At 65.7% G+C, this 14,459-nt stretch carries 13 protein-coding genes, 3 tRNA genes and 1 other RNA gene; 9 read left to right on the forward strand and 8 right to left on the reverse strand.

Features of this window, described 5'->3' with window-relative positions:
• Positions 1-52: 52 nt before the first annotated feature.
• The gene (locus CWS50_RS06645; RefSeq protein ID WP_127842153.1) at positions 53-1,384 is read right to left on the reverse strand and encodes a glutamine synthetase family protein; all 1,332 of its coding nucleotides are present in this window, start codon (positions 1,382-1,384) and stop codon (positions 53-55) included.
• Positions 1,385-1,592: 208 nt separating this feature from the next.
• On the opposite strand from CWS50_RS06645, the gene panB reads away from it, so the two are divergent.
• The gene (gene panB, locus CWS50_RS06650) at positions 1,593-2,423 is read left to right on the forward strand and encodes a 3-methyl-2-oxobutanoate hydroxymethyltransferase (protein ID WP_127842154.1); all 831 of its coding nucleotides are present in this window, start codon (positions 1,593-1,595) and stop codon (positions 2,421-2,423) included.
• Between the two features lie 119 nt (positions 2,424-2,542).
• Here the strand turns inward: panB and CWS50_RS06655 are convergent, their stop codons facing one another.
• On the reverse strand, positions 2,543-3,304 hold the full coding sequence (locus CWS50_RS06655; RefSeq protein ID WP_127842155.1) for a histidine phosphatase family protein: 762 nt from the start codon (positions 3,302-3,304) through the stop codon (positions 2,543-2,545).
• Positions 3,305-3,376: 72 nt separating this feature from the next.
• Here CWS50_RS06655 and map point away from each other — a divergent pair, with 72 nt between their 5' ends.
• The 3 genes from map to CWS50_RS06670 all read left to right on the forward strand — a co-directional run bounded on the left by map (position 3,377) and on the right by CWS50_RS06670 (position 6,675).
• Positions 3,377-4,273, forward strand: a complete 897-nt coding sequence (gene map / locus CWS50_RS06660) for a type I methionyl aminopeptidase (RefSeq protein WP_127842156.1) — start codon at positions 3,377-3,379, stop codon at positions 4,271-4,273.
• Between the two features lie 116 nt (positions 4,274-4,389).
• Positions 4,390-5,151, forward strand: coding sequence for a polyphosphate--glucose phosphotransferase (gene ppgK / locus CWS50_RS06665; RefSeq protein ID WP_127842157.1), 762 nt, complete (start codon positions 4,390-4,392; stop codon positions 5,149-5,151).
• 621 nt (positions 5,152-5,772) lie between these two features.
• On the forward strand, positions 5,773-6,675 hold the full coding sequence (locus tag CWS50_RS06670; RefSeq protein WP_243118210.1) for a hypothetical protein: 903 nt from the start codon (positions 5,773-5,775) through the stop codon (positions 6,673-6,675).
• 142 nt (positions 6,676-6,817) lie between these two features.
• Here CWS50_RS06670 and rnpB read toward each other — a convergent pair.
• An RNA gene (rnpB, locus tag CWS50_RS06675) (RNase P RNA component class A) lies at positions 6,818-7,217 on the reverse strand.
• A gap of 107 nt (positions 7,218-7,324) precedes the next feature.
• Between rnpB and CWS50_RS06680 the strand changes: the two genes are divergently transcribed.
• Positions 7,325-8,143: a YaaA family protein gene (locus tag CWS50_RS06680; protein ID WP_127842159.1), complete on the forward strand. Its 819-nt coding sequence runs from the start codon at positions 7,325-7,327 to the stop codon at positions 8,141-8,143.
• Positions 8,144-8,245: 102 nt separating this feature from the next.
• Here CWS50_RS06680 and CWS50_RS06685 read toward each other — a convergent pair whose 3' ends face one another.
• Both CWS50_RS06685 and CWS50_RS06690 read right to left on the reverse strand, forming a co-directional pair.
• On the reverse strand, positions 8,246-8,980 hold the full coding sequence (locus CWS50_RS06685) for a zinc ribbon domain-containing protein (RefSeq protein WP_127842160.1): 735 nt from the start codon (positions 8,978-8,980) through the stop codon (positions 8,246-8,248).
• A gap of 56 nt (positions 8,981-9,036) precedes the next feature.
• Entirely contained in the window at positions 9,037-9,918 is an 882-nt protein-coding gene (locus CWS50_RS06690) for a Nif3-like dinuclear metal center hexameric protein (protein ID WP_257493096.1), read from the reverse strand.
• A 162-nt stretch (positions 9,919-10,080) separates the two neighbouring features.
• On the opposite strand from CWS50_RS06690, the gene CWS50_RS06695 reads away from it, so the two are divergent.
• Positions 10,081-10,175, forward strand: a tRNA-Ile gene (locus tag CWS50_RS06695).
• 12 nt (positions 10,176-10,187) lie between these two features.
• Here the strand turns inward: CWS50_RS06695 and CWS50_RS06700 are convergent.
• Positions 10,188-11,366: a serine integrase family protein gene (locus CWS50_RS06700; RefSeq protein ID WP_127842161.1), complete on the reverse strand. Its 1,179-nt coding sequence runs from the start codon at positions 11,364-11,366 to the stop codon at positions 10,188-10,190.
• A gap of 116 nt (positions 11,367-11,482) precedes the next feature.
• On the opposite strand from CWS50_RS06700, the gene CWS50_RS13805 reads away from it, so the two are divergent.
• Together CWS50_RS13805 and CWS50_RS06705 are read left to right on the forward strand one after the other, a co-directional pair.
• Positions 11,483-11,614 (forward strand): hypothetical protein, encoded by a 132-nt coding sequence (locus tag CWS50_RS13805; protein ID WP_279221947.1) that lies wholly within the window; start codon positions 11,483-11,485, stop codon positions 11,612-11,614.
• 1,396 nt (positions 11,615-13,010) lie between these two features.
• The gene (locus CWS50_RS06705; protein ID WP_127842162.1) at positions 13,011-13,211 is read left to right on the forward strand and encodes a hypothetical protein; all 201 of its coding nucleotides are present in this window, start codon (positions 13,011-13,013) and stop codon (positions 13,209-13,211) included.
• 332 nt (positions 13,212-13,543) lie between these two features.
• On the opposite strand, the gene CWS50_RS13470 is transcribed toward CWS50_RS06705, so the two are convergent.
• The gene (locus tag CWS50_RS13470; RefSeq protein WP_243118211.1) at positions 13,544-14,086 is read right to left on the reverse strand and encodes a helix-turn-helix domain-containing protein; all 543 of its coding nucleotides are present in this window, start codon (positions 14,084-14,086) and stop codon (positions 13,544-13,546) included.
• Positions 14,087-14,149: 63 nt separating this feature from the next.
• Between CWS50_RS13470 and CWS50_RS06715 the strand changes: the two genes are divergently transcribed.
• Positions 14,150-14,232, forward strand: a tRNA-Leu gene (locus CWS50_RS06715).
• 49 nt (positions 14,233-14,281) lie between these two features.
• Here CWS50_RS06715 and CWS50_RS06720 read toward each other — a convergent pair.
• A tRNA-Val gene (locus CWS50_RS06720) sits at positions 14,282-14,354 on the reverse strand.
• Between the last annotated feature and the right edge of the window lie 105 nt (positions 14,355-14,459).

A 14,459-nucleotide genomic window follows, 5' to 3' on the forward strand; every position in this document is an offset into this window, starting at 1 on the left:
CAGCCTCGGCGCCGCCGCAGCTGGCTCCGTCTGCCCGCAGCCCGCCCTGAGATCAGGAGCGCGGGAAGAACTGGCTGATCTCGAAGTCGGTCACCTGGGCGTCGTAGGCCTGGTACTCACGACGCTTGTTGCGGATGAAGTACTCGAAACTGTCCTCGCCAAAGGTGTCGGCGACCAGGTCGGAGTGCTGCATCGCCGCCACGGCGCTCTTCAGGGAGGTCGGTAGGGCATGGATGCCCAGCGCCCTGCGCTCCACGTCGGACAGTGCCCACACGTCGTCCTCCGCCTCCGGCGGCAACTCGTAGCCCTCCTCGATACCCTTGAGCCCGGCCGCCAGGATGACGGCGTAGGCCAGGTACGGGTTGGCGGAGGAGTCGATCCCCCGGTACTCCACCCGTACTGACTGAGCCTTGCCCGGTTTGTGCATGGGCACGCGCACCAGCGCGGACCTGTTGTTGTGTCCCCAGCACACATAGCTGGGAGCCTCGTCCCCGCCCCACAGGCGCTTGTAGGAGTTGACGTGCTGGTTGGTGACCGCCGTGATCTCCGCAGCGTGGTGGAGCAGGCCCGCGATAAAGGAGCGTCCGGTGGCGGAGAGCTGGTACTGGCCCGCCGGGTCGAAGAAGGCGTTGTGCTCCCCCTCGAACAGGGAGAAGTGGGTGTGCATGCCGGAGCCGAACTCTGTGGGAAACGGCTTGGGCATGAAGGTGGCCACCGATCCCTCCTGGAGGGCAACCTCCTCCACGACTGCCCTGAAGGTCATGATGTTGTCCGCCATGGACAGGGCGTCGGCAAAGCGCAGGTCGATCTCGTTCTGCCCGGGGCCTCCCTCGTGGTGGGAGAACTCCACCGAGATCCCCATCTGCTCCAGCATGAGGATGGCGCGGCGCCGGAAGTCGTGGGCGGTGCCTCCAGGCACGTGGTCAAAGTAGCCGGCCTCGTCGGTAGGACGGATCCTTCCCTCCGAGTCCCGGTTGACCAGGTAGAACTCGATCTCGGGGTGGATGTAGCAGGTGAATCCCGCCTCTGCCACCCGCGCGATCTGCCGCTCCAGCACAGCCCGAGGATCGGTGCGGGCAGGCTCCCCGTCGGGAGTCAGCACATCGCAGAACATCCGGGCCACGCCATTGGCACCGTCCCTCCACGGCAGCATCTGGAACGTCGAGGGGTCGGGGGCCAGCAGCATGTCGGACTCGAAGACACGGGTGAGCCCCTCAATAGCCGAGCCGTCGAAGCCGATCCCCTCCTCAAAGGCCCCCTCGACCTCCGCCGGTGCGATGGCCACCGACTTGAGCCGACCGGAGACGTCGGTGAACCACAACCTCACGAAGCGGATGTCCCGCTCCTCGATCGCGCGCAGAACGTACTCCTGCTGCTTGTCCATGGTGCCTCCTCCGGGAGCTCACGTGTGGTCCTGCTCTACCGCCGTGCCAGGCCTGCGGGTGCCTCCGCCCGGGCACAGGACAGAGCCTAGGCACAGAGCCTAGACGCTGTGCCCGTCTCGGGCAGGCAGCCGGATCCTGCGGCTGCCAGGTGGGAGGCGACCGTCAGGGGCATGGCAGGAGAAGCAGGACGGTACTAGGCTTGAGGGCATGTCGTCTGCTGCACCATCCTCGCGCCCGAGCGGCGCCCGTGTGCGTGTCCACCACCTGACCCAGGCGAAGGAGCACGGGGAGAGGCTCGTCATGCTGACGGCCTACGACGCCTTCACTGCCAGAATTCTTGACGACGCCGGGACCGACATGCTGCTGGTGGGTGACTCCATCGGCAACGTGGCCCTGGGCCACGACTCCACCATTCCGGTGACCCTGGAGGAGATGCTTGTGGCCACCCGTGCCGTGGCCAGCGCCACTGCGCGCGCCATGGTCGTGGCCGACCTCCCCTTTGGTACCTACGAGTCCGGTCCCCAGCAGGCCCTGGCCAGCGCGGTGCGCCTGGTCAAGGCCGGGGCCCAGGCGGTCAAGCTGGAGGGGGGAGCTGCCCGAGAGGACGCAGTCAGGACTCTGACCCAGGCGGGGATCCCGGTCGTAGGGCACCTGGGATTCACGCCACAGTCGATCAACGCCCTGGGGGGCTACCGGGTGCAGGCGCGCGGTCAGCAGGAGGAGGACAGGCTGGTTGCCGACGCCGTTGCCCTGGCCAAGGCCGGAGCCGTGGCCCTCGTCCTGGAGATGGTGCCCACCCCGGCCGCAGCCCGGGTGACCCGCAGCGTAGCGGTGCCCACCATCGGGATCGGCGCAGGCCCCCGCACCGACGGCCAGGTCCTGGTGTGGACGGACATGGCAGGCATGAGCGAGTGGTCACCCCGGTTCGCCAGGCAGTTCGGCCAGGTGGGCCAGGCGCTGCACCAGGCGGCGCAGGACTACGGGCAGGCGGTACGCGAGGGCTCCTTCCCCGGGCCGGAGCACGGCTTTGAGTCCTAAGCGGCCCAGTGACCTTGCGGGGCTTCTGGGAGACCGTGCGCTAGGACAGCTCCTCAGAGGTAGAGGCACAAAGATGACTCGGGAGGCCAGAAGAGAAGATCTTAGCGGGAGCCTTTGAGTCACCGGGCGGGCAGTGACAGCCCCTCCGGCCTGGACAGGTCCAGCGGTACAGGGACCACGGCGTCCAGGAGCCCGCTCATGTCACCCACCTGGAAGGTCACACCCTGGTTGCCGGGGTCCTCCCCCCAGGCAAGCAGTTCAGGAGCCCCGTCAGGCGCTCCCGGATCGACCCTGACCGTGGTCACCGAGCAGTTGGCCAGGGGCCTGGCAACGAGGGCCTGGGCGGCCTGGGTCCCCAGCCACCGCACGACGAGGGTCGTGAGAGTCATGCCGTGGGAGACCACCAGGACCTCCGGATCCGTTCCTGTCGCTGTTGTCACTGTGGCCTGTGCCCGCAGGTCAGACAGGATGCGCGCCAGCGCGCCGTCCATGTCCGCAAGGTAGTCTCGGGCGTGGATGCCGCCGGGTACGCCGGGGTGGGTTCCGGCCAGGACACCGGGCAGGTGCTGGTCGACCGGGAGAGCGGCGTGCATCTGGCCGTCCGGCCCCCCATCGTAGCGGCCGTAGTTGTACTCCCGCAGTCCGTCCAGCCGGGTCGCGCCGAGCCCGGGGTGGGCCTGCAGGAGAATCTCCGCAGTCTCTACCGCCCTGCCCTGGGGGCTGGTGTAGGCCGCTGTCAGCGCCGCCCCGGCCAGGTAGTCGCAGCACATGACGGCGCCTAGCCGCCCCTGCCTGGTCAGGGGCGAGTCGCACGCACCCTGCGTACGGCGCTGCTCGTTGAGGACGGTACGGCCATGACGGACCAGGTGAATCTTCGCCACCGGCACATCCTAGGCCCAGGTCGCCGGGCCTGCACGGGTCCAGGACCCCGGCGGGATACCTATGCTGGGCACATGATGGCACCCACGACCACCCACCTGGCTGACCGGGCACCACGAGGCACCCTCGTACCTGGGACCCTCGGCCCGCAGCGTCATGTCCCTGACACGATCCCACGACCCGAGTACCTGTTCCACGACGGACCTGAGCGGGTGAGCGCCCCTGAGGTCAAGGACGCCGAGACCGTGGAGCGCATCCGCGTCGCCGGACGCCTCGCCGCCCAGGCACTGGCTGCGGCCGCTGACGCGATCGCCCCCGGGGTCACCACCGACGAGCTGGACCGGATCGCCCACGAGTTCCTCTGCGACCACGGCGCCTACCCTTCCTGCCTGGGCTACATGGGCTTCCCCAAGTCCATCTGCACCTCGGTCAACGAGGTGATCTGCCACGGTATCCCCGACTCCACGGTCCTGTCCGAGGGGGACATTGTCAACCTGGACGTCACGGCCTACTACGACGGGGTCCACGGGGACACCAACGCCACCTACCCGGTGGGTGAGATCGACGAGGAGTCCGCGCTGCTCATCGAGCGCACACGTACCGCCATGGACAGGGGGATCAAGGCCGCCCGCCCGGGGCGCGAGGTCAATGTCATCGGCCGGGTCATCGAGTCCTACGCCCGCCGCTTCGACTACGGCGTGGTGCGCGACTACACCGGTCACGGCGTAGGTGAGGCGTTCCACTCAGGCCTCATCATCCCCCACTATGACGCCGCTCCCCTCTACGACGACGTCATTGAGGTCGGCATGGTCTTCACCGTCGAGCCGATGCTCACCCTGGGAGACATCGAGTGGCAGCAGTGGGAGGATGGGTGGACGGTGGTCACTGCCGACCGCTCACGCACCGCCCAGTTCGAGCACACCGTGGTGGTCACGGAGACCGGCGCGGAGGTTCTCACCCTGCCATCTTGACGTCACTCTGCCATCCTGACGCCGGGCCAGTAGCCAACAGCGAACTGGTACCAGGCTGAGCAGGCGGGGTGCCGGGCTCTTCGCAGACACCGGAATCGAAAGGAGCTTATCCAGATATGAGCACAGATGTCGCCATCGGCGTCGATGTCGGCGGGTCCGGTATCAAGGCCGCTCCCGTGGACCTGGGTACCGGTGAGTTCACCGCCGAGCGCCTGCGTGTAGCCACGCCCCAGCCCGCCACCCCGGAGGCGGTGGCCGACGTGGTCTCCCACCTCGTCACCAGCCTGGGCCTGCCCGCAGAGGTCCCCGTGGGCGTCGCGGTGCCAGCCCCGGTCAAGCGCGGGGTCGTCGCCTTCATGGCCAACCTCGACCCCTCCTGGGCCGGGATCGACGCCAGGGCGCTAATAGCCCAGGTCCTGGGCCGTCGGGCCACGGTCGTCAACGACGCCGACGCCGCCGGCTACGCGGAGACCCTCTACGGAGCGGCCAGGGAGGTCCAGGGCCTGGCCATCGTCACGACCCTGGGCACCGGTATCGGCTCCGCCCTGGTCATGAACGGCGTGCTCGTCCCCGGCACGGAGCTGGGGCACCTGGAGATCGACGGCCACGACGCAGAGAAGCGGGCCTCCTCCGCGGTCAGGGAGAGGAAGGACATGTCCTGGGGCAAATGGGCCAGGCGCCTGCAGCGGTACTACTCCCACCTGGAGATGCTCTTCAGCCCGGACGTGTTCGTCGTCGGCGGCGGGGTGTCGCGCAAGCACGAGAAGTTCCTTCCGCTCTTGGACCTCACGACGCCGATCGTGCCGGCCACTCTGCTCAACCGCGCCGGTATCGTCGGCGCAGCCGCCCTGGCAGCATCGACACAGTCCTCGGTCTAGCCCTGGCCTCCGTCTAGCCCCGGCCTGGCGCTCTTGTGAGCGGCGGCCACGGCCACTCTCCCGCCGTGGCCACTCTGGGCTGTCCCAGTCGTGTATCGTCATCCATCGTCACCGCCTGTCATCACGACTGTGGCTGATCGGCTGCGTGACATATACCACTGGTCCCGCCCTAGGCGGTGCAACTGTATTTTTCGTTACCAGCTTCATCGAAGTCGGGTGCACAGGATCGGTCTCTCAGTTGCAGCGCACATTCTCGCCTCGCGCATGAGCCGCTGACGTGTAGATTGACTCTTGTGTGCAGCATCCCGCGCTGCCCCTGCCCCGTCATTTCTTTTCCCGGAGGTTCACATGGCACTGCGTTTCAACCCACCGCCGAACTGGCCAAGCCCGCCGGAAGGCTTCGAGCCGCCCCCAGGGTGGCAGCCTGATCCTGCCTGGGGCCCGGCACCAGAGGGCTGGCAGCTCTGGGTTGACGACTCAGCGCCCGCCACTGGCCTCCCCGACTCCGGCTCAGCCGCCGTCCCGGGAGCCGACCCGGCCTGGGCGCCAACGGGGAGTGCCTCGAGCGCCCCCACCGGGCCTGCTGCCCCGTCGGCCGAGACCGCCTCACTGCCGGCTCACGTGGCTGATCCCACAGGCTCGTCCGCCTCCGCGCCCTCGGGAGACTACGTGTCCTCCACCTCGACTGTCGGCGGTCCGGCTGGCTACGACCCTGGCGCGGACTACTCCCAGGCACCAACACCGTTCCACAACCAGCAGTCCCCTGTGCCTCCTGGTACCCCGCCGGGGCCAGTCGGCAACTGGCAGCCGGTCGACGTCGCAGGCGGGCTGAGCGCGGCCCCTGCCTCAAGGCCTGTCACCCGGCAGTGGTGGTTCTGGACCATTATCGCTGCCGTCCTGGTCGTGGCCCTGGTCCTGACTCTCGTGCTGGTCAGCCGGGGCAGCAGCGATGACCGAGATGGCGGCGCCACCGCGCAGAGCTCCAGCGACACCGGCAGCAGCAGCGACGACGCTGACAGCAGTGACGACAGCTCAGGGAGCGGGTCGGGCGGGGAGGGCACCTCGGCAGACACCGCCATCGACCCCACCCAGCAGGACGTGGTCCTGCCCTCCACGCGCCAGGAGGACGAGGGCAAGGACATCCAGATCACCGTCCACTTCGACCCGGTCACCTGGGACGCCAACGACACGCTAAAGGCGGACAACGAGTATATCTACGAGGAGCCGCCCGAGGGTCAGGTTTACATCACCGTCCCGGTCACCGTCACCTACCAGGGTGAGGGCCAGTTCAACTACCACGACCTGGACATCACCTACGAGGACGGCGGCAACACCTCGGAGCCTGAGATATTCATTGACGACAAGTCCTTCTACTCCCAGTCCATGCCCCGTAACGGCGGGTCGGCAACCGGCTACTACGCCTTCCTGATCAGCGAGGACTCGGTGAACTCGGGCAACTTCGTCATCTCAGCCTTTGACACCTACTCCAGTGACAGGGAGGAGTGGTTCGTGCAGGCCAAGTAGCACGTACCCGTTCCCGAACCTGGACGGGACCCGGCTGAGCACAGCTGCGCCGGGATCCCGCCGACCCCCGCAGCACGCGGCCCTCCCGGGCGCCGCGTGCTGCGGCCTGTCAGGGGAGAGAACGGTGACTGCGGCAAGAGGGCGGACAAGCTGGCCTGTACGCCGGGTTCTGTTACCACCCACCGTTACCGGCCCGGGTGGCGGCGACCATTCATCTTGGACCATCGTTGCCGACAGCCTCACGCGACCTACCCGCTGACTCGGACGAGCAGCCCTCAGACGTCAGCTGTGCGGTCTTGCTCCTGGCGGGGTTTACCTAGCCGCAGCGGTCACCCGCAACGCTGGTGGGCTCTTACCCCACCCTTTCACCCTCACCGCCCGCTACACGGACGGCGGTCTTCTCTCTGTGGCACTGTCCCGCGGGTCGCCCCGGGTGGCCGTTAGCCACCGCCCTGCTCTGTGGAGCCCGGACGTTCCTCAGCCTGCCTGTGCCCCAGGAGCCTGGAGCCACCTGGCAGTACCGCGGCCGCCCGGCCAGCTTGTCCGCAGGCAGCAGCATACCGTACTGGTCTCCTGACCGGCCTCATAACGGCCCTCCTAGCGCCTGGTGCTACGCCCACCCGAGGCTGCCGTGCCCTAGGATGCGCTGGTGCTCATTCTTCTTCCTCCTTCTGAAGGCAAGACCATGCCCCGGGAGGGACCGGCCCTGATGCTGCCTACCCTGCTGGAGGCGGAGGAGCTCACCGGCTCCCGGGCACAGGTCATGGACACGCTCGCGCGAGCCAGCTCCGGCGAGGACGCTGCTGCTGTCCTCGGGCTGGGGCCGCGAACTCTCGGGGAGGTGCAGGCCAACCTACGTCTTGAGACCGCCGCCTGCGCCCCGGCTCACGACCTGTTCACCGGGGTCCTCTACGAGGCCGCAAACCTCCGCGGGCTCGCGGGCCAGCAGGGTGCCCGCGCGGTCATGGACAGGCACCTCGTCATCATCTCCGGCCTGTGGGGGATCCTGCGGGCCACAGACTGGGTTCCTGACCACCGGCTCCCCATCGGCTCAACGCTTCCCGGGCTGGGGCGCATGGCGGCCTACTGGCGGCCGCGGCTACAACCCCTCCTGGAGGCCGCTGCTGCTGGCAGGGTCGTCGTGGACTGCCGCTCCACAGCCTACGCCTCGGTCTGGCAGCCTGGCAGGTCCTTCCTGGCCTCGGCACACAGCCACCTGCTCCGGGTGGCTGTCGTACGGTACGGACCGGGTGGTGCTCGCCAGGTGGTCTCTCACAGTGCCAAACGAGCACGCGGGCAGCTTGTGGGGGCGCTGCTACGTGCCCTGCCCTCAGGTGCCCTGAACCCGCAGAGCAGTATCAGCGCGGTCGCCGAGGTCGCTGCCAGCCTGGACACAGTCTACGACGTGGAGCTGAGCGGGCCAGACAGACAGGGCCGACGGTCGCTGACTCTCGTCACCCAGCAGTGACTGCACCGACTAAGGGTCGTGGCTAGCACGTACCGCTGCCAGCCAGAGGGCGCGGCCGCTCGGCACCTCACCGTGTGCCCCTGCGTGCTACCCCTGCGTGCCTCAGATGTCCATGCGCACCACGATGACGTCGTTCTCCTCCGCCCGCAGAACAGCGTCCTTGGGAGCTGACGCGAAGCGGGCGCGCTCCTGCGGACTGATCTCCAGCGGCCCTCCCTCGACACGCCCCGCGCGAAGAGCCACGGCGCCCAGGCCTCCTGTGCGAGACCGCACCTCCTCGTACTCAGCCAGGAGTCCTGCGTCTATACCTCCCGCCACGTCACTGCGCTGCTCCTCCACAGCGGTGCGCTCCTGGTCCAGCTGTGCGAACCGCTCGTCCCGCTCCGCAGTCAGCTGGCGGCCCGCAGCCCGGATGTCCTGCTCCTCCTGGGCCAGGCGGTCTGCCTCCGCCTGGGCCGACTCCAGCGTCTCCAGGGCACTGAGCTGCCTGTCCTCCAGCACCTGCTGGCGCTGTCCCAGGTGGTCGATCTCGTGCTGGATGGCGCTGAGATCGCGCGCTCCTGCCTCACCGGAGTGGAGACGCTCCCGCAAAGCCTGAGCGCGCCGCACCACCTGGGCCACCTCCTCCTCGCCACGCTCGGCCTCCTGCCTGGCCTCCGCCAGCGCGGCCTGCGCCAGAAGGGCCTCGCGCCTGTTCGCCTTCAGACGCTCCACGGTGGCCTCGATACGTTGAAGTACCGGCAGCCTGGAGCGTTCGTGACGCAACCGGGCGAGCCTGGAGTCCAGGAACTGCAGGTCGATCAGCATCCGCTGCTGGGCGATGGGTGCACTCCTCACGGCGGGATATCCTTCGGCAGAGTCGGCGGCAGGTGCCCCGTTATTGTCTCACGGTCTCACGAGCGAGAACGTCCAGTTGGTACGCGCAGCACCCAGGGGTCCGTGACGACAGCCGACACCTCTGCCTCAAGCCTCCACCCTCGTGCAGCAGCCCTTTGCACAAGGCCGCGAGCCAGCGGGGGCAGTCCCACCCACTCAGTGGCCCAGTGGGTCCCGCACAGGAGGTAGGGGCGTCCCGCCTCCAGGTGCTCCGACGCGGGATGGTGACGCAGGTCAGCGGTGAGAAAGACGTCGGCGCCGACGTCACGAGCCGCTCCCAGGAGCGAGTCACCCGAGCCGCCGCTGACAGCCACAGTCTTGATCATCTCCTCCAGACGCCCGCCGACCAGCAGCCCCGGAGCCGAGTCCGGCAGCGCTGTGGCCACACGCTCAGCCAGGTCTCTCAGGGACACGGGCCTCTCCAGCTGTCCGACACGCCCGATCCCCACCTGCGGATCCTGTGCGCTGGGCTCCAGCGGCACCGTGTCGCGCAGTCCTACCCGATCAGCCAGGGCGTCAGCCACTCCCCCGTGCGCAGCGTCCAGGCAGGTGTGGGCGTTGAGCAGGGCGATACCACGACGGATGAGGGTGTGGACGACACGGCCCTTGGCATCGTCGGCACGTACGGAGTCTGTACCACGCAGGTAGAGGGGGTGGTGCGTGATGACCATGTCCACCCCCCGGCTCACAGCCTCCTCGACAACATCCTGCACGGGGTCAACCGCAAGCAGGACGTGGCCGACAGGCCAGGAGGGGTCGCCGCAGATAAGGCCGTTGGAGTCCCACGAGGCAGCAAGCCCCCGGGGCGCCAGCTCGTCCACCATGGCGACGATGTCAGCAACTGTCGGGGAGCTCGAGGAACGTGGTCGGGACCCGGGTTCGTGCGGTGCGCTGCTCACGGGCCCAGCCTACGGCTACCTGCCGCTGGGGCGGACACAGTCCTCCCGCAGTGCCACCTCGCAGTACCGGTGCTGCCAGCGCCCAGGTGCCTGGGTAGGATAGGGTTGTGCCGGTGCCTCCCACGGCACCCCGGCCTGCGCGCCAGCGCCAGGCTGGTTGACGCCCCCATAGCTCAGCGGTTAGAGCAGCGAGCTTATACCTCGTTTCGTGCCTGATAAGCACAAGGTCCTGGGTTCGAATCCCAGTGGGGGTACCACGATCACCTTACCTAAACCCACCTCATATGAGCATCCGCGTCGCCCACGCCGTCGTCTCCTTCGTCGCTCAGTCCGTCATCCGGCAGAACGACCCACCCCTCCTCATCCACCAGTGGGTTGAGCAGGACTCGGTCGAAGAAGACTTGGTTGAGCAGCTTCCTCAGATGGGCGGGTCCAGCGCTGCAGAGGCGGTGGCAGTCCTCGACCAGGTCAAGTGCCCCGGTGAGGCGCTGGCGTACATCAGCAGCGTCGGCTTGGTAGGCGGCAAGCTGGCGCTCGATCTGGTTCAACTCAGTGGAGAGACCGGCCTGTTCCTCTTTGAGCAGATCACGTGGCACCGCACCTTCGTAGTGGGCGTGCAGCAGCCTGCGGCGCTTGTCCCCCAGGTTGCTCCGCCGCGTCGTCAGAGAGCGGATGGTCCGGTCTTTGTCACGCTCGAGCCGCTGTGTCTCCTCCCGCACATACTGCTCGACCAGTGCCCGATCCTGGCGGCTGAGCTGGATCGTCTGGTACAGCCTGTCCATCCGCCCCTCGCCGACGTCGATCAGGACACCGCAGAAGGCGCAGTCGTGTGTTCGCTGGCGCCTGGCGCAGACGAAGTAGGGGCAGAGATCGCCCTTTCTGTTGCGCGTGTTCTGCACTAGCAGGCGGGCACCACGCTGGCCACAGTACACCGTTGTCCTGAGGTGGCGGTTGTGGTTGCCCTCGTGCCCCTCGAATCGGTACGAGTCCGTCACCGTCCGCACCTGCCTCCAGATTTTCTCCTTCTCCAGAGCCTCATGGGTACACGAGTACTCCACCCCCTGGAAGGAAGTAACGCCCTTGTAGTACGGATGGCGCAGCATACGATGCAGCTGGGCACCCGGCACCTCCTTGGACAGCTTACTGAACGTCGGCACCATCGTCAGCCCAGGATCGCGCAGGTGCGCGGCCAGCTTCTTGGTCGTCCTCTGCCCTGTCGTGCACTCCGTAAACACCAGGCGGATCAGCGGGGCACGCTCCTCATTGAGGGCAGCGATGCTGAACTCTCTGCCACGGTCATCTCTGGCGCGCACGTTGACATACCCCAGCGGCGCTTCACCCAAGGTGTCGCCATTCCTGTATTTTTCACCCATTCCCTTGATGACCTCATTAGCGATATTCCGGCTTTGGAACTCAGCGATGGAGCCCATGCTGCCGCGCAGCAGCATGCAGCCAGGCGTCTGGTCGATGTTCTCTGAGGTGGAGACAGGCAGACACTGGCTTGCTCGAAGGCCCAGCTGACCTCTACGTCATCGGTCCTGTTGCGGGCTAGCCGGTCGAGCTTATGGACGATGACGTAGTCAATCCCGCCGCCCTCTTTTACAACCGCACTGTCCTGGACGCCCAGAAAAGAGCGGCTCTCACCCAGCGCGACGTGCATGGTGGGCTGTTTGGCGAGTTTGGATGGGAGTGGTAACGAGGATGAGGTGCCCAAGAGCGGCTTCTCGCCAGTGCGCTGGACACCCCCAGAGCCACACAGAGGGACAAGGACGTAGCCTAGGCACCGACGCAGTGATAACAAACTAGACTAATTAACACTGCTAGCCTACCTGGGCGATAGCATAAACGTCAGGTGGCAGGATACGGCCACACCCGCACATTGGAACTGACCAGTTGCTGCAAATTTTGGCGATAGCCACAAAAATACATAGCCTGAGGTCGATCTCTCGGTAATTTTTTGGGCCTTGAGGCGCCAGTCCGCCCACTTCCCACAACAACATCCCACCATCGCTGTCCTGACGAACAAGCCCCCTATGGGCACCCACAGTGAGGAGTGATACACTTTCCAAGCGTCCAGAACGATATGCGGGCCAGCGTGTACCCAGCACGACGACGGAGACAGACATGTGCTACCAGGCAGACACTGACACACTCAGGCTGCGGCGGCACCAGCAGCTGGCGCCGCCCGGCAACCTGCCCACGCCTGCCTGCCGCCGATGGCACCAGCCTGCCGCGCACCATTTACGTCCCCCATGTGGTGCAGCCATGGATCGATAATTACGAGGCAGTTGCTTTTCGAATACGTCCGCGAATTTGCTCTTCACCCTGAGGTTTTCTCACCAGACGCCTGATGGTGGGCGCACCAGTTTTGACGTACCCAAGAATTCAAGAAAGGAAAGGAACATGAAAGGTAAGACTCTTGCAGCAGGCAGCCTTTTGAGCATCGCACTGCTGTCTTCAACTACCAATGGTTTCCGCAGGCTGCGGCGATGGAAGATGCCCCATTGCCTGCCGCGTCAGCAGCAGCTTGCGCTGTAAGTAATCAGGCCGCTTCGGCGGAAGGCTCGCTCAACGAAACCGCCCGGACTTCAACCCCCGCTTCATGGAACAGTTTTCCTATCAGTGCGGTCTCGGCTTTGTCGGAGTCGAACATGACGAATAGCGCCCTTTCAATACATACGAAGCGGGACTGTGATCGGGCATACGAGCGAGACAGCAGAAGGTGCAGGAGGGCTCCGGGTGGAGCACGAGGGCGTGCCATCTGCTGGGCCGCCATTGCCGCCAAGTACGCTACTTGTCTGGCGGGTGCTAATGGGTAGCACAAGGAGTCGGAGTCGCTCCGTGCTGCAGAGGTGTCTACGGACGCCTCTGCAGCACGGGTTCTGAGCGGAAGTTCCAAAGTGAATGTCGAGAGTATTTAGTTGCCATGGGACTGAACTATATACCCGAAGCATTTTGCGTCACTGCAATCTCGGCAACGACCTTGACAGATTTCCAATGATGGGTTAGTATAGTGACACTACGAGGTGCTAGAGTTTGCAGAGTGAAAGACTATGTTTATAAGACGATATTCGCTCAAGAATGGGCAGGATGTGAAATTTTCCCTGTCTTTACCATCGCCAGTATCGGAGGGTAATGACTCCGAATGGCAGATTGAAATGCAGTCGACAGGATTAAGGCCGCCGTTTAAACAGACCATGTACGGTGTTGACGCCATCCAAGCGTTTGAGATGGCGCTCATGGTCTTGCGAACAGTTGAGGAAAAAGAAGGCCTTGAGCTCCCTGAAAACTAGCAGAGAGTCTTTAATAAAAGTGTGTTATTCCATGGCTTCGTCACGCACACGATAAAGCACCGGGATCCATGGTCGACATCGCATTCTCAGCAACACTGAACCCGGCCTGAGTTGTCGAGAATTGAAACTCAACTAGAATGTTGATAACTCTACACCGCTCGATACGACACCCCTACCCCCATTCTTCATGTATCCTGATTGATGGTTCACAACCGTGCCTTTGGTGGACTGGGTATCTTGCTCGCCATGCAGGTGGTCATGGCGGTTATTATGACTGGTAAAGGCGTTGGGGCGCTCTTCAACGATGGAGGTAGCCTTCATCGCCGCTGCCCTCACTCCTGGCGAGCAGCCACCAGGTAGCGTCCGATGGTCATGCGGCTGAAGCCCGGCTGCCTTGCAATCTCGGTGATGGTCAGGCCCTGTTGGCGAAGGAGAGCTGCCTGGGCGCGGTCGTTGTCGGTGAAGCGGTGGTTGCGCTCCAGCCCTGTGACGCCTGTCTGCCGGACGATCTCTTTGACGGGGACACCGGCGCGGTACAGGTCGACCGCCTGCTGGCGCCGCTCCGCAGTGAGGGGCCGGAACTTCGTCTGCGTGATGTGACTAACTACACGCGGTGAGTGAGGTGCAGCGTCGGGCGTATCACTTTCATGGTGCTGCCGCTCCCTCAGGCTGTTGTCTGGTGCGGTAGCGCGCCGGTGCAGGTTCTCTCCTTGTGGCTCTGCTGCACCTGGCCTACGGAGTGGCCTCGGCTCGTTGGCATCGGCTCCTGAACCACCTGACCCTTCGGCGCCCAATCGATGCGCTACATTGGGACCGGTACAGGCCTGGCCGCCCTCACCGGCGGCCAGCTTCCGCCGGAAGTCCAGCAGCGCCATCAGATTGTCAGGATCGGTGGTGAGGAGCTGTACCGACGTCCCAGACCACCCCAGGGGCGTCCTGCCCCCGTGGTGGAACCGGTAGACACGGCGGCCTTAAAAGTCGCTGCCCTCCGGGCGTGCGGGTTCGAGTCCCGCCGGGGGCACCGTCTGAGACCTGAGCAGGTCCAGCGGCGCCTGGCTGCCGCGACACGGTGGACCCGGCCGGACTCGAACCGACGACCGACGCGGTGTAAACGCGTTGCTCTACCACCTGAGCTACAGGTCCTTCAGGACCCGCCCCGCCGCTACCGTGGAGGTCCCCCACCTGCGACTGCCGCGCAACGGCAGCCGCAGCAAGCCGGAGCGTCCGGGCGAGCACGGCCGATGCTAC

It is taken from the genome of Actinomyces wuliandei, assembly GCF_004010955.1.
GTDB classification, from domain to species: domain Bacteria; phylum Actinomycetota; class Actinomycetes; order Actinomycetales; family Actinomycetaceae; genus Actinomyces; species Actinomyces wuliandei.

What these genes read in the sequence shown, in the direction of transcription:
- CWS50_RS06700 (WP_127842161.1), bottom strand. Translation starts at nt 11,366, where the DNA reads ATGCTGCTGCGCGGCAGCATGGGCTCCATCGCTGAGTTCCAAAGCCGG.
- CWS50_RS13805 (WP_279221947.1), top strand. Translation starts at nt 11,483, where the DNA reads ATGGACGATGACGTAGTCAATCCCGCCGCCCTCTTTTACAACCGCACT.
- panB (WP_127842154.1), top strand. Translation starts at nt 1,593, where the DNA reads ATGTCGTCTGCTGCACCATCCTCGCGCCCGAGCGGCGCCCGTGTGCGT.
- CWS50_RS13470 (WP_243118211.1), bottom strand. Translation starts at nt 14,086, where the DNA reads ATGGCGCTGCTGGACTTCCGGCGGAAGCTGGCCGCCGGTGAGGGCGGC.
- ppgK (WP_127842157.1), top strand. Translation starts at nt 4,390, where the DNA reads ATGAGCACAGATGTCGCCATCGGCGTCGATGTCGGCGGGTCCGGTATC.
- CWS50_RS06645 (WP_127842153.1), bottom strand. Translation starts at nt 1,384, where the DNA reads ATGGACAAGCAGCAGGAGTACGTTCTGCGCGCGATCGAGGAGCGGGAC.
- map (WP_127842156.1), top strand. Translation starts at nt 3,377, where the DNA reads ATGATGGCACCCACGACCACCCACCTGGCTGACCGGGCACCACGAGGC.